The 14,688-nt window shown below is 41.2% G+C and carries 7 protein-coding genes, 3 tRNA genes, 3 rRNA genes and 2 pseudogenes; 3 read left to right on the top strand and 12 right to left on the bottom strand.

Annotation, left to right across the window (positions count from 1 at the left end; translation table 11 throughout):
• The first annotated feature begins 12 nt into the window (after nt 1–12).
• The gene (locus AT689_RS02525) at nt 13–825 is read left to right on the top strand and encodes an HIRAN domain-containing protein (RefSeq protein ID WP_001174227.1); all 813 of its coding nucleotides are present in this window, start codon (nt 13–15) and stop codon (nt 823–825) included.
• A 174-nt stretch (nt 826–999) separates the two neighbouring features.
• On the top strand, nt 1,000–2,148 hold the full coding sequence (locus tag AT689_RS02530; protein WP_000876726.1) for a tyrosine-type recombinase/integrase: 1,149 nt from the start codon (nt 1,000–1,002) through the stop codon (nt 2,146–2,148).
• Nucleotides 2,149–2,379: 231 nt separating this feature from the next.
• Here AT689_RS02530 and AT689_RS02535 read toward each other — a convergent pair whose 3' ends face one another.
• Nucleotides 2,380–3,666, bottom strand: a complete 1,287-nt coding sequence (locus AT689_RS02535; RefSeq protein ID WP_000205044.1) for an adenylosuccinate synthase — start codon at nt 3,664–3,666, stop codon at nt 2,380–2,382.
• Nucleotides 3,667–3,896: 230 nt separating this feature from the next.
• A complete protein-coding gene (gene comW, locus AT689_RS02540) occupies nt 3,897–4,133 on the bottom strand; it encodes a sigma(X)-activator ComW (RefSeq protein WP_000939546.1) in 237 nt (78 codons plus the stop codon).
• A 264-nt stretch (nt 4,134–4,397) separates the two neighbouring features.
• Here comW and AT689_RS11410 point away from each other — a divergent pair.
• Nucleotides 4,398–5,195 (top strand): annotated as a pseudogene (locus AT689_RS11410) (transposase); the annotation flags it as partial.
• A gap of 34 nt (nt 5,196–5,229) precedes the next feature.
• Here the strand turns inward: AT689_RS11410 and AT689_RS11415 are convergent.
• From AT689_RS11415 to hpt, 10 genes and pseudogenes are all read right to left on the bottom strand, one after another.
• Nucleotides 5,230–6,076, bottom strand: a pseudogene (locus tag AT689_RS11415) (IS630 family transposase).
• 107 nt (nt 6,077–6,183) lie between these two features.
• Nucleotides 6,184–6,257: transfer RNA gene (locus AT689_RS02570), tRNA-Asn, on the bottom strand.
• A gap of 5 nt (nt 6,258–6,262) precedes the next feature.
• Nucleotides 6,263–6,378, bottom strand: a 5S ribosomal RNA gene (gene rrf, locus AT689_RS02575).
• 76 nt (nt 6,379–6,454) lie between these two features.
• Nucleotides 6,455–9,356, bottom strand: a 23S ribosomal RNA gene (locus AT689_RS02580).
• Nucleotides 9,357–9,480: 124 nt separating this feature from the next.
• A tRNA-Ala gene (locus AT689_RS02585) sits at nt 9,481–9,553 on the bottom strand.
• 51 nt (nt 9,554–9,604) lie between these two features.
• A 16S ribosomal RNA gene (locus tag AT689_RS02590) occupies nt 9,605–11,150 on the bottom strand.
• Together the 16S, 23S and 5S rRNA genes with 3 tRNA genes alongside form the textbook arrangement of a ribosomal RNA operon.
• A 252-nt stretch (nt 11,151–11,402) precedes the next feature.
• Nucleotides 11,403–11,474, bottom strand: a tRNA-Glu gene (locus AT689_RS02595).
• A 94-nt stretch (nt 11,475–11,568) separates the two neighbouring features.
• Nucleotides 11,569–12,048, bottom strand: a complete 480-nt coding sequence (locus AT689_RS02600; protein WP_000588897.1) for a sigma-70 RNA polymerase sigma factor region 4 domain-containing protein — start codon at nt 12,046–12,048, stop codon at nt 11,569–11,571.
• Between the two features lie 121 nt (nt 12,049–12,169).
• Entirely contained in the window at nt 12,170–14,128 is a 1,959-nt protein-coding gene (ftsH, locus tag AT689_RS02605) for an ATP-dependent zinc metalloprotease FtsH (RefSeq protein ID WP_000744537.1), read from the bottom strand.
• Between the two features lie 15 nt (nt 14,129–14,143).
• Nucleotides 14,144–14,686 carry a hypoxanthine phosphoribosyltransferase gene (gene hpt, locus AT689_RS02610; protein ID WP_000892184.1) on the bottom strand — a complete coding sequence of 181 codons (543 nt, stop codon included), beginning with the start codon at nt 14,684–14,686 and terminating at the stop codon, nt 14,144–14,146.
• Nucleotides 14,687–14,688: the final 2 nt, after the last annotated feature.

The raw sequence follows: 14,688 nt of genomic DNA on the forward strand, positions 1-14,688 counted from the left end.
GAGGGGAAATATATGCAAAAGACTGTTGAAAAAATATTATTCAGAGTCGCTGGAGTGACAAAATATAAAAAAGCAGTAAAAGAAGCTTGCAATATGATTGCTGAAGATAACGGAATCCCAGAATATGCAAAGTACTATAGCAATTTATCAACTAAGGAACTTAGAGAAGAACTTGAAGAATATGGTCTGAAAGTTTTCAAATATCAAGATTTAGACTTTTTCAATATTGAGCTCGTTCCAGAAGTAGATAATAGATATGATCCTAATGCTATAAAAGTTTTGATATTTGATAATCATGTAGGATATGTTCCTGCAACCATTGCTAAAACAATACGAAAATATTTTGATAATAAAAAATATAACTTTGTAATAGAGGGAGAGATAAAAGGTGGCCCATATAAAGAATGGGACGAGTATGAAGAAAAAGTTGTCACAAATAATGATTTGGATGTTGGTTTTGAAATTTACCTTACCATTGTTGATTCTTCACAAAAAGAAGTAATTCAGAGCGAATCATCTGAGATAATTGATGATAACATTTCCAATAAAGAAGTTACGGAAACTGAAGCTATTGAAACTAAAACAACTGAAACTGAACATATTGAACAAAATATTGTTAGTGACAGTGTCGCTGATATAGTAAACGAGATTAATCTTTCAGAAACATCTCCTAAGAAAAAACTTCCTGCCAATAAAATCATATTTTCAGCACTGTATCTTTTCTTAGTCTTTTTTGGAGTTGTTGGTATTCCAATCGCTCCATTCCTTGCAGTCCCTTTGACAGCTTGGAGTTTGTATAAACTATACAAACTATTCAGAAAATAAAAAAAAAGCCCCACAATCGCCCTCGCCAAAGTTTGATTGTGAAGCTTACCCTTATAAAAAATCAGCCATTAAAAAGGCCTCTTTTCTATACCCTATTTTACACCATGAAAGGGGTGATGTCAATATTCTCAATGTTTAGACCTTGTCCAGAAGCCGATAAACAAGGAGAATACAATGAAATATAATAAAACAAAATACCCAAATATCTATTACTATGAGACTGCTAAAGGCAAGCGTTACTATGTCAGACGTTCTTTTTTCTTCCGAGGTAAAAAAAGAGAAAAAAGTAAAAGTGGTTTCACAACTCTCCCTCAAGCTCGTGCAGCCTTGGTAGAGCTTGAGCAACAAATCCAAGAACAAGAATTAGGTATCAATACGAATCTAACGCTTGATCAATATTGGGATATCTATTCTGAAAAGAGATTGTCAACAGGGCGCTGGAATGACACTTCCTACTACCTCAATGACAATCTCTATAAGAACCATATCAAGGCAAAGTTTGGTTCTATCCTGCTTAAAAATTTGGATAGAAATGAGTATGAACTATTTATCGCTGAAAAGTTGCAGAACCATACCAGATACACTGTTCAAACCCTCAATTCCAGCTTCATGGCATTGCTGAATGATGCCGTCAAAAATGGAAATCTGCTCTCAAATCGCTTGAAAGGTGTTTTCATCGGCCAGAGTGATATCCCTGCTGCAAACAAGAAAGTGACTCTCAAAGAGTTCAAGACTTGGATAGCAAAGGCAGAAGAGATTATGCCAAAACAATTCTACGCTCTGACCTATCTGACAATTTTTGGATTGAGAAGAGGAGAAGTCTTTGGATTGCGTCCAATGGACATCACTCAGAACGACAGCGGACGGGCTATACTGCATCTTAGAGACAGTCGAAGCAACCAGACCTTAAAAGGGAAAGGAGGGCTTAAAACGAAGGATTCAGAGCGATATGTCTGCCTTGATGATATCGGAACAGACCTGATCTATTATCTGATAGCTGAAGCTTCTAAGATTAAGCGAAAGTTAGGAATTATCAAGGAACAGCACAAGGATTATATAACTATCAACGAGAAAGGTGGTCTCATCAATCCAAATCAGCTAAATAGAAACTTCAATCTAGTGAATGAAGCAACAGGATTGCATGTAACACCTCACATGATGCGCCACTTCTTCACGACTCAAAGCATTATTGCAGGGGTTCCGCTTGAACAATTAAGCCAGGCGCTGGGGCATACAAAGGTTTATATGACGGATCGTTACAATCAAGTAGAGGACGAACTTGCTGAAGCGACAACAGACCTATTTCTTAGTCATATTCGCTAAAAAAGTCCCCGCCAATTCCCCGACCAAAATCCGAAAAATATCGAAAAATTATTTTTAGAATAGTCCCCAAAAGCCTGAAATAGAGCTAAAAAACTCCACCTGATTGGGTGGAGTTAAGGGAGATTATTATGAAAAAGAAAAGTTTAGGATATTTGTTACAACAAGTTAGGAGGTCTTCTTGTAACTGTCTATAGTATACCCGACCTATCTTAAACAAATCTTAAAAATCTCTTAGGACCAAACACTTTCTAAAATATTTGTTTGTTCACGACCAGGACCTACTGAGAAAGTAGAAATACGAACGCCAACCAATTCACTCACACGACGAACATAGTTACGCGCATTCTCAGGAAGATCTTCCAAATTGCGAACTCCGGTAATATCTTCTGACCAACCTGGCAACTCTTCATAGATAGGCTTGCAACGTTTCAATTGCTCAAGACTAGCTGGATAGTAGTCAATACGTTGACCGTCAAGATCATAGGCCACACAGATTTTCACAGTATCCAAACCGCTCAAAACATCAATAGAGTTCAAAGAAAGGTTAGTAATACCAGAAACACGACGGCTATGACGCATCACAACTGAGTCAAACCAACCTACACGACGTGGACGACCAGTTGTTGTACCATATTCATGACCCACTTCACGGATACGTTCTCCCACTTCATCAAACAACTCAGTTGGGAAAGGACCATCTCCTACACGACTCGTATAAGCTTTACATACACCTACAACCTTGTCAATCTTGCTTGGACCGACACCAGAACCAATTGTCACACCACCAGCTACAGGGTTTGATGACGTAACAAATGGATAAGTACCTTGGTCGATATCTAGCATAACACCTTGTGCACCTTCAAAAAGCACACGTTTGCCATTATCAAGCGCATCATTCAAGATAACAGATGTATCTATCACGTATTTCTTGATTTGTTGACCATATTCGTAATATTCTTCAAAAATATCATCGAAAACAATCGCTTTACTGTCATACAATTTTTCAAAAAGACGATTCTTTTCAGCAAGGTTACGTTCTAAACGCTCACGGAAAATATCTTTATCTAAAAGATCTGCAATACGAATTCCAACACGAGCAGCCTTGTCCATATAAGCTGGACCAATTCCCTTAATTGTCGTACCAATCTTATTGTCGCCCTTAGCTTCTTCTTGCAAGCGATCCAACTCGATATGATAAGGCAAAATAACATGCGCACGATCAGAAATACGTAAGTTATCAGTTGTTACACCTTCCTCATGAAGATAGCTCAACTCTTTTACAAGAGATTTAGGATTTACAACCATACCATTCCCAATGACAGATATTTTTTCAGGGAAGAAAATCCCAGATGGAATCAAGTGCAACTTAAATTTCTTACCGTCAATCACAATCGTGTGACCAGCATTATCACCACCTTGGTAACGTGCAATCACTTCTGCATTCGCTGAAAGGAAGTCTGTAATCTTCCCTTTACCTTCATCACCCCATTGGGTACCTACAACAACAACTGAAGTCATAATTTTGTCTGAGCCCTCAGGCTCTTCCTTTCTCACATACATGGCAGGACTCTCACCTGCAATTATATCTTACAATTTATTATAATAAAAAATCGCCTTTTTATCAAGAAGAAACAATAGAAAGATTTGCTATTTCCAACTATTAAAAAATGATTTAGAAAAATTACTAGCTATTTACTATTATCTTTCCATAAAAGAGTAAATTAGTTCGGAAATTTACTAAAATTACCTCAACAAGAAATAAAACCCCGATTCATTACCAATTTTTCAAGATACAAACGATAAGCAACACGATAATGGTAAACGATAAAATCCCTACGACAACCAATGCCATATCTCACTAAATAATAAATTAAAAATTTAAAATGAACATGTTCCCAGTCAAAATTATCACCAAATGTAGGACCATACTCTTCTTCAATACTATCATAGAAATTAGCCATCTGCTCATAAATTTTTTGTAACATAATCAAATACTCCTTTTCTTTTTTATAAACTTATTCTAACAAAAAATTTTACACATTCACTATCAATTCCTGAATTGTTAAAATACCAGCCTCAACAAGATAAAAATAGGAAAAGTTGACAAAATAGAAACAAATTTGCTACCTAAATTTCAAACGATTAAAGTTCTAAAAAGACCGCCTTAAAACTTTTGGGTAAATCCTATTAGAACTATAATATTTTTATATAGGTATTATGGTTCTGATTTTCTAGTATAAAAAATTCAAACTAGAATTCTTCTTAGAAAAGGCCGTTTTAAGTGCTATCACTGTTCAAAAATGATGGTCGCTGAAACTTCTATCGTCAAGAAGAATCATCAAATTCCTTGTATCATCAACCAAAAGATTGCTCAGAAGCTAATTAAAAAGACTTCTATGACCGACATTGATCATCAGTTGTCTATTTCAACTTCAACTGTCATTCGCAAGAACAATGATTTTCACTTTGAGCATGATTTTTCGCGTCTTCCTGAGATTATGTCCTAGGACGTTGAAACAGTCCGGGGAGTGACTGTTTCAATCGGGAGATGGAAATGAGCTTTATTGCTCAAGACTTTGATAAGCTCAATATCATAACTGTTCTTGAGAGCAGAACACAAGCCATCATCCGAAATCCCATGAATACAAGGCTATCAAGCGATACTGAAAGCTCATTCAACAAGATAGTCAGAAACTGAGTGATAAACGATTTTATCGCCCTACTTTTCGTATGCACTTGACTAATAAAGAAATTCTAGATAAACTTTTGAGCTATTCCGAAGACTTGAAACACCACTATAATCTCTATCAGCTCTTGCTTTTCCACCTCTTTTTCAGACTCTGTTTAAAACCTTCCTCAAAGATAAAGAGAAAATCGTCAACGCCCTTCAATTACCTTATTCCAACGCCAAACTGGAAGCCACCAATAATCTCATCAAACTTATCAAGCACAATGCCTTTGGTTTTAGGAACTTTGAAAACTTCAAAAAAGAAAGGACGAAATTTGTCCTTTCTAGATCTTCGCTTTCTTCAACCCACTACAGTTGACAAAGAACCGAAAAATGTCTCGCCTCTAATATAGTCAATTGAAACAAGAGCAGGATAAAAAAGCCTCGTAAAAGGTATTGCAACTTGGTAATACCTTTTTGAGGTGCTTTTTGATATGAGCCCATGTTTTCTCAATAGGATTGTACTCAGGTGAGTAGGGAGGAAGAGGTAAAAGTTTATGCCCAAACTCTTCGCATAAAAGTTCTAACTTCCCCATTCTATGGAATCTTGCATTATCCATAATAATAACCGATGGTGTGGTTAATGTTGGTAAGAGAAACTTCTGAAACCAAGCTTCAAAAAAGTCGCTCGTCATCGTCTCTTCGTAAGTCATTGGAGCGATTAACTCACCATTTGTTAGACCTGCAACCAAAGAAATCCTCTGATATCTTCTTCCAGATACTTTGCCTCTTCTTAACTGACCTTTTAATGAGCGACCATATTCTCGATAAAAATAAGTATCGAATCCTGTTTCGTCAATCTAAACAGGTGCTAGGTGCTTTAATCTATTAAAATTCTTAAGAAATAAGGCTACTTTTTCTGGGTCTTGTTCATAGTAGGTGTGGTTCTTTTTTTCGAGTGTAGCCCATAGCTTTGAGCGCATAGTGGATGGTAGTTGGATGACAGCCAAATTCAGAAGCTATTTCAGTCAAATAAGCGTCTGGATTGTCAGTAAGATAGTTTTTAAGTCTATCTCTATCAACTTTTCTTGGTTTTGTTCCTTTTACTTGGTGGTTTAGCTCTCCCGTTTTCTCTTTTAGCTTTAACCAGCCATAAATGGTATTACGTGAGATTTGGAAAACGTGTGACGCTTCTGTTATACTACCTGTTCGCTCACAATAAGAGAGAACTTTTTTACGAAAATCTATTGAATATGCCATAAAAAGATTATACCACATTGTGTACTATTTTTGGTTCATTTTACTATAACACGAAATAGATTATTATTACATAACAAAAAAGAGGTCTAAACCTCTTAACTAAATTACTCCGCCAGTAGGACTCGAACCTACGACATCATGATTAACAGTCATGCGCTACTACCAACTGAGCTATGGCGGATTAAAGCTAAGCGACTTCCCTATCTCACAGGGGGCAACCCCCAACTACTTCCGGCGTTCTAGGGCTTAACTTCTGTGTTCGGTATGGGTACAGGTGTATCTCCTAGGCTATCGTCACTTAACTCTGAGTAATACCTACTCAAAATTGAATATCTATTCAATTCAAGAAAACCATTCGCTTTCATATTCTCAGTTACTTTGGATAAGTCCTCGAGCTATTAGTATTAGTCCGCTACATGTGTCGCCACACTTCCACTTCTAACCTATCTACCTGATCATCTCTCAGGGCTCTTACTGATATATAATCATGGGAAATCTCATCTTGAGGTGGGTTTCACACTTAGATGCTTTCAGCGTTTATCCCTTCCCTACATAGCTACCCAGCGATGCCTTTGGCAAGACAACTGGTACACCAGCGGTAAGTCCACTCTGGTCCTCTCGTACTAGGAGCAGATCCTCTCAAATTTCCTACGCCCGCGACGGATAGGGACCGAACTGTCTCACGACGTTCTGAACCCAGCTCGCGTGCCGCTTTAATGGGCGAACAGCCCAACCCTTGGGACCGACTACAGCCCCAGGATGCGACGAGCCGACATCGAGGTGCCAAACCTCCCCGTCGATGTGAACTCTTGGGGGAGATAAGCCTGTTATCCCCAGGGTAGCTTTTATCCGTTGAGCGATGGCCCTTCCATACGGAACCACCGGATCACTAAGCCCGACTTTCGTCCCTGCTCGAGTTGTAGCTCTCGCAGTCAAGCTCCCTTATACCTTTACACTCTGCGAATGATTTCCAACCATTCTGAGGGAACCTTTGGGCGCCTCCGTTACCTTTTAGGAGGCGACCGCCCCAGTCAAACTGCCCGTCAGACACTGTCTCCGATAGGGATCACCTATCTGGGTTAGAGTGGCCATAACACAAGGGTAGTATCCCAACAGCGTCTCCTTCGAAACTGGCGTCCCGATCTCTTAGACTCCTACCTATCCTGTACATGTGGTACAGACACTCAATATCAAACTGCAGTAAAGCTCCATGGGGTCTTTCCGTCCTGTCGCGGGTAACCTGCATCTTCACAGGTACTAAAATTTCACCGAGTCTCTCGTTGAGACAGTGCCCAAATCATTACGCCTTTCGTGCGGGTCGGAACTTACCCGACAAGGAATTTCGCTACCTTAGGACCGTTATAGTTACGGCCGCCGTTTACTGGGGCTTCAATTCATACCTTCGCTTACGCTAAGCACTCCTCTTAACCTTCCAGCACCGGGCAGGCGTCACCCCCTATACATCATCTTACGATTTAGCAGAGAGCTGTGTTTTTGATAAACAGTTGCTTGGGCCTATTCACTGCGGCTGACTTTAAGTCAGCACCCCTTCTCCCGAAGTTACGGGGTCATTTTGCCGAGTTCCTTAACGAGAGTTCTCTCGCTCACCTGAGGCTACTCGCCTCGACTACCTGTGTCGGTTTGCGGTACGGGTAGAGTATGTTTAAACGCTAGAAGCTTTTCTTGGCAGTGTGACGTCACTAACTTCGCTACTAAACTTCGCTCCCCATCACAGCTCAATGTTATAGAATTAAGCATTTGACTCAATTCACACCTCACTGCTTAGACAGACTCTTCCAATCGTCTGCTTTAGTTAGCCTACTGCGTCCCTCCATCACTACATACTCTAGTACAGGAATATCAACCTGTTGTCCATCGGATACACCTTTCGGTCTCTCCTTAGGTCCCGACTAACCCAGGGCGGACGAGCCTTCCCCTGGAAACCTTAGTCTTACGGTGGACAGGATTCTCACCTGTCTTTCGCTACTCATACCGGCATTCTCACTTCTATGCGTTCCAGCACTCCTCACGGTATACCTTCATCACACATAGAACGCTCTCCTACCATACCTATAAAGGTATCCACAGCTTCGGTAAATTGTTTTAGCCCCGGTACATTTTCGGCGCAGGGTCACTCGACTAGTGAGCTATTACGCACTCTTTGAATGAATAGCTGCTTCTAAGCTAACATCCTAGTTGTCTGTGCAACCCCACATCCTTTTCCACTTAACAATTATTTTGGGACCTTAGCTGGTGGTCTGGGCTGTTTCCCTTTCGACTACGGATCTTAGCACTCGCAGTCTGACTGCCGACCATAATTCATTGGCATTCGGAGTTTATCTGAGATTGGTAATCCGGGATGGACCCCTCACCCAAACAGTGCTCTACCTCCAAGAATCTCTAATGTCGACGCTAGCCCTAAAGCTATTTCGGAGAGAACCAGCTATCTCCAAGTTCGTTTGGAATTTCTCCGCTACCCACAAGTCATCCAAGCACTTTTCAACGTGCCCTGGTTCGGTCCTCCAGTGCGTCTTACCGCACCTTCAACCTGCTCATGGGTAGGTCACATGGTTTCGGGTCTACGTCATGATACTAAGGCGCCCTATTCAGACTCGGTTTCCCTACGGCTCCGTCTCTTCAACTTAACCTCGCATCATAACGTAACTCGCCGGTTCATTCTACAAAAGGCACGCTCTCACCCATTAACGGGCTCGAACTTGTTGTAGGCACACGGTTTCAGGTTCTATTTCACTCCCCTCCCGGGGTGCTTTTCACCTTTCCCTCACGGTACTGGTTCACTATCGGTCACTAGGGAGTATTTAGGGTTGGGAGATGGTCCTCCCAGATTCCGACGGGATTTCACGTGTCCCGCCGTACTCAGGATACTGCTAGGTACAAAGACTATTTTAAATACGAGGCTATTACTCTCTTTGGCTGATCTTCCCAAATCATTCTTCTATAATCTTTGAGTCCACATTGCAGTCCTACAACCCCGAAGAGTAAACTCTTCGGTTTGCCCTTCTGCCGTTTCGCTCGCCGCTACTAAGGCAATCGCTTTTGCTTTCTCTTCCTGCAGCTACTTAGATGTTTCAGTTCACTGCGTCTTCCTCCTCACATCCTTAACAGATGTGGGTAACAGGTATTACCTGTTGGGTTCCCCCATTCGGAAATCCATGGATCATCGCTTACTTACAGCTACCCAAGGCATATCGTCGTTTGTCACGTCCTTCGTCGGCTCCTAGTGCCAAGGCATCCACCGTGCGCCCTTATTAACTTAACCTTATTTTCTGACCTTTCAGTCATAAACTCTTATTAATACTACAGCGTTTTCGGTTTATTTTCTTGTTACTATTTGATATAGATATTCAATTTTCAATGTGCATTACTTGGTGATCTCTCACCAATGGAGCCTAGCGGGATCGAACCGCTGACCTCCTGCGTGCAAAGCAGGCGCTCTCCCAGCTGAGCTAAGGCCCCACAAGACCTCTCAAGACTAAACAAGACCAATGCGCAGTTCCTTATCCTTAGAAAGGAGGTGATCCAGCCGCACCTTCCGATACGGCTACCTTGTTACGACTTCACCCCAATCATCTATCCCACCTTAGGCGGCTGGCTCCTTACGGTTACCTCACCGACTTCGGGTGTTACAAACTCTCGTGGTGTGACGGGCGGTGTGTACAAGGCCCGGGAACGTATTCACCGCGGCGTGCTGATCCGCGATTACTAGCGATTCCGACTTCATGTAGGCGAGTTGCAGCCTACAATCCGAACTGAGACTGGCTTTAAGAGATTAGCTTGCCGTCACCGGCTTGCGACTCGTTGTACCAGCCATTGTAGCACGTGTGTAGCCCAGGTCATAAGGGGCATGATGATTTGACGTCATCCCCACCTTCCTCCGGTTTATTACCGGCAGTCTCGCTAGAGTGCCCAACTAAATGATGGCAACTAACAATAGGGGTTGCGCTCGTTGCGGGACTTAACCCAACATCTCACGACACGAGCTGACGACAACCATGCACCACCTGTCACCTCTGTCCCGAAGGAAAACTCTATCTCTAGAGTCGTCAGAGGGATGTCAAGACCTGGTAAGGTTCTTCGCGTTGCTTCGAATTAAACCACATGCTCCACCGCTTGTGCGGGCCCCCGTCAATTCCTTTGAGTTTCAACCTTGCGGTCGTACTCCCCAGGCGGAGTGCTTAATGCGTTAGCTACGGCACTAAACCCCGGAAAGGGTCTAACACCTAGCACTCATCGTTTACAGCGTGGACTACCAGGGTATCTAATCCTGTTTGCTCCCCACGCTTTCGAGCCTCAGCGTCAGTTACAAGCCAGAGAGCCGCTTTCGCCACCGGTGTTCCTCCATATATCTACGCATTTCACCGCTACACATGGAATTCCACTCTCCCCTCTTGCACTCAAGTTAAACAGTTTCCAAAGCCTACTATGGTTAAGCCACAGCCTTTAACTTCAGACTTATCTAACCGCCTGCGCTCGCTTTACGCCCAATAAATCCGGACAACGCTCGGGACCTACGTATTACCGCGGCTGCTGGCACGTAGTTAGCCGTCCCTTTCTGGTAAGATACCGTCACAGTGTGAACTTTCCACTCTCACACTCGTTCTTCTCTTACAACAGAGCTTTACGATCCGAAAACCTTCTTCACTCACGCGGCGTTGCTCGGTCAGACTTCCGTCCATTGCCGAAGATTCCCTACTGCTGCCTCCCGTAGGAGTCTGGGCCGTGTCTCAGTCCCAGTGTGGCCGATCACCCTCTCAGGTCGGCTATGTATCGTCGCCTTGGTGAGCCGTTACCCCACCAACTAGCTAATACAACGCAGGTCCATCTGGTAGTGATGCAAGTGCACCTTTTAAGCAAATGTCATGCAACATCTACTCTTATGCGGTATTAGCTATCGTTTCCAATAGTTATCCCCCGCTACCAGGCAGGTTACCTACGCGTTACTCACCCGTTCGCAACTCATCCAGAGAAGCAAGCTCCTCCTTCAGCGTTCTACTTGCATGTATTAGGCACGCCGCCAGCGTTCGTCCTGAGCCAGGATCAAACTCTCATTAAAAGTTTGAGTTCTCACTCATTTCTGTCACTGACAGATTTATTGTTTTTTTCATTGTTCAGTACTACAACTTATGTTGTAGCGCCCTGCACATTGGTTCGTCTTGTTCAGTTTTCAAAGGTCTTTGTCACTCGCTTCTCTCAAGCGACAACTATATTAGTATATCACAGCCGCTTTCGCTTGTCAACACTTTTTTGAAGATTTTTAAGCTTTTTTAAACTTTTTTTCATCAAGTGTTCCAACCGCAACATACCATAGTCCGTACGGGATTCGAACCCGTGTTACCGCCGTGAAAAGGCGGTGTCTTAACCCCTTGACCAACGGACCTGAGTTGTTATTTTCAACTCTTACTATTATACAGTCTTTTCAAACTTTGTCAACTACTTTTTCTAATTTTTTTCATTTTTTTTTGCATGACTTACTAGTGGGTACGGATAGTAAACTCCTTAAACACAATGCGTAAGTCTCTTAATACTCTTTGACGCCCTCGAAATCGTTCATTGCTTAAGACGCGTTCTAGTTCTTCTTGTTTCTCTTTACTTTGTTTGTTTCTATAATCTCTTAGTGTTTCATGAAAGAGATAATAATCATCTAGCCAGAGACCCCCCTCACTTATACGATGACTGATCTCTCCCACTTCTTCATAGGGTTCTTTATCGTATCTACGCTTCTGACTTTCCTGCTTACGGATATAGTCTAAAATTCGATTTCGAAACTTGGTTTTGAAATATTTCCTTAAACGTGGAATATCGTCTACCAGTCCTTCTTCTCTACTAATCAATTCATGTAAGCAGAGCATGCCTTCTTGGTCCCAATCCGACAATTCCCATAAATGAAGGTAATATTCATTTCTACACTTATAAACAGTCCCTTGGACTTCTTCATACAATTCTTTAATCATAATTTTCCCCTTTCTAGATACAGTCTAACAGATTAGAAAACACATTTGTTCCATTTTCTCCATTCTGTTCCCTTTAGCTCCTAAACTGCACAAAAAAGAGAGGCTCCAGCCTCTCTCAGGGTTATTTTTCGTCATTCATTTTTGACTTTACTTCATCATAGGATAGTGCATGAGATTCCTCTTCTACTGCTTCAGGCATCTTTCCTGTTTCGTAAAGAGCTTTAATTTGTGTACTATCCAATGTTTCGTATTTCAATAATGCTTCTGCAATTAACTTGTGAATTTCACGATTTGACTGAATAATTTCAGCAGCTTTATTTCGTGCCTCATTTAATAATGAACGAACCTCTTCATCAATTTCATAAGCTGTTTGTTCTGAAATTGATTTTTGAGGACTCTGTGCACCAAACATAGCATGGTTTCCTTCATATTGTACTGGGCCAAGTTTTTCACTCATACCGTACTCTGTAACCATTGCACGCGCCATTTGTGTCGCTTGTTCAAAGTCGTTTGAAGCTCCTGTAGTTTGGACATTAAAGATAATTTCTTCAGCTACACGTCCACCCATTAAGCCAGCCAATTGCTCTTTCATATCTTCTTTAGATAGAAGCATTTGATCCTCTTTAGGAAGTGCAATCATGTATCCGCCTGCACGGCCGCGTGGTACAATTGTAACCTTATGGACAACGCGAGCATTCGACAAGACTAGACCAACAATGGTATGTCCTGCCTCATGGTAAGCAACCAATTCTCGTTCTTTTTGTGAAACTGTCTTATCTTTCTTAGAAGGTCCAGCAATAACTCTATCTTCTGCTTCATCAATATCTGAAGCATCAATTATCGATTTATTGCGACGAGCAGCAACTAAAGCTGCTTCATTCAAGACATTCTCTAAATCAGCACCAACAAAGCCTGGAGTTTGTTGAGCCACTAATTTCAAATCAACATCTTCTGCTAAAGGCTTGTTCTTAGCGTGAACTTTCAAGATTGCTTCACGACCTTTAACATCAGGACGACCAACCAATACTTTTCTATCAAAACGTCCTGGACGCAAAAGGGCAGGATCAAGTACATCTGAACGGTTTGTCGCAGCGATGACGATAATCCCTTCATTTCCCTCAAAACCATCCATCTCAATCAAAAGTTGGTTCAAGGTTTGTTCACGTTCGTCATTACCTCCGCCGAGACCGACTCCACGTTGACGTCCAACAGCATCAATTTCATCGATAAAGATGATAGCTGGTGCTGCTTTTTTGGCATCCTCAAAAAGAGAGCGAACACGACTAGCTCCAACTCCGACAAACATTTCTACAAAGTCAGAACCTGAGATACTAAAGAATGGAACACCTGCTTCTCCAGCGACTGCCTTAGCAAGCAAAGTTTTACCTGTCCCCGGAGGTCCCTCCAAAAGAACACCTGCTGGAATACGGGCTCCAAGTTTTGTGAATCGTTTTGGATCTTTTAAGAACTCAACAACTTCAACTAGTTCTTGTTTTTCTTCCTCAGCTCCAGCAACATCTGAAAATCTTACTTTAATATCTTCTTTATTTGCTGCTTTAGCCTTACTACGTCCAAAACTCATTGGATTACGGCCATTGCCTCCTCCCATATTTCCCATCATAGAGAATAGGAAGAAGAATAGAATTCCAAATGGCACAATGGATACGAGTAGATTAATCCATATACCACTTGAACTTTCATGCTTAACAGTTACTTCTGCTTTATGGTCAGTAGCAAGTTTTTGCAATTCTGATACGGTAGTATCTGCAGGAAGAATAGTGCTGGTAAATTTCTCTACCTTAGTAACAGATGGCGTGAAAAACTGAATACCTGTTTCTTCTTTACTTGTTTTAGGATTTTTATAGACACCAGAAACTTCGATAACACTACCATTTGGTTGGTAAGTTAATTCTTTTACATTACCATCGGTAATTTCTTGTACCAACTCAGTATAGTTGATTTGCTGACTTCCTCCTGAGTTATTCCCAGAATAGAAATACTGGAATCCTGTCACAAGGAAAAAGATAAATAATAACCATAGAAAAGGATTTTTAATTAAACCATTATTTTGTTTTTTCATTAAAGATTATTCTTTCTAATTTGAATACACTTCCTCTTTCAATACTCCAATATAAGGAAGATTACGATAATTTTCTTTGTAGTCTAAACCATAACCTACTACAAACTCATTTGGGATAGTAAAGCAGGTATAGTCTGCCTCAATTTCTACAACACGTCCTTCTGGTTTATCCAACAAGGTTGCAATTTTAACAGAAGCTGCTTCTCTTGCTTTAAACATATCTCGCAAATTCTTCAAAGTTTGACCTGTATCAATGATATCTTCTACAAATAGAACATGTCTTCCTTTGATATCTTGAGTCACATCTTGTTTAATATTGATAACACCACTACTTGCTGTTCCACCATGGTAGCTAGAAACCATCATGAAGTCCATTTCAATATGTGTATCAATATGTTTGACCAATTCAGCCATAAAAGGAATAGATCCTTTTAAAATCCCAACTAAGATTGGATTTTTTCCTGCATAGTCTTTAGTTAATTGAGCACCTAGTTTTTTAGCTGCTTCTGTAATTTCATCGTGTGAAACGAGGACTTTTTTAATATCGTTTTCTAACATTT

The organism is Streptococcus pneumoniae, from assembly GCF_001457635.1.
Classification (GTDB): Bacteria; Bacillota; Bacilli; order Lactobacillales; family Streptococcaceae; genus Streptococcus; species Streptococcus pneumoniae.

What these genes read in the sequence shown, in the direction of transcription:
- AT689_RS02525 (WP_001174227.1), top strand. Translation starts at nt 13, where the DNA reads ATGCAAAAGACTGTTGAAAAAATATTATTCAGAGTCGCTGGAGTGACA.
- AT689_RS02530 (WP_000876726.1), top strand. Translation starts at nt 1,000, where the DNA reads ATGAAATATAATAAAACAAAATACCCAAATATCTATTACTATGAGACT.
- AT689_RS02535 (WP_000205044.1), bottom strand. Translation starts at nt 3,666, where the DNA reads ATGACTTCAGTTGTTGTTGTAGGTACCCAATGGGGTGATGAAGGTAAA.
- comW (WP_000939546.1), bottom strand. Translation starts at nt 4,133, where the DNA reads ATGTTACAAAAAATTTATGAGCAGATGGCTAATTTCTATGATAGTATT.
- AT689_RS02600 (WP_000588897.1), bottom strand. Translation starts at nt 12,048, where the DNA reads ATGATTAAAGAATTGTATGAAGAAGTCCAAGGGACTGTTTATAAGTGT.
- ftsH (WP_000744537.1), bottom strand. Translation starts at nt 14,128, where the DNA reads ATGAAAAAACAAAATAATGGTTTAATTAAAAATCCTTTTCTATGGTTA.
- hpt (WP_000892184.1), bottom strand. Translation starts at nt 14,686, where the DNA reads ATGTTAGAAAACGATATTAAAAAAGTCCTCGTTTCACACGATGAAATT.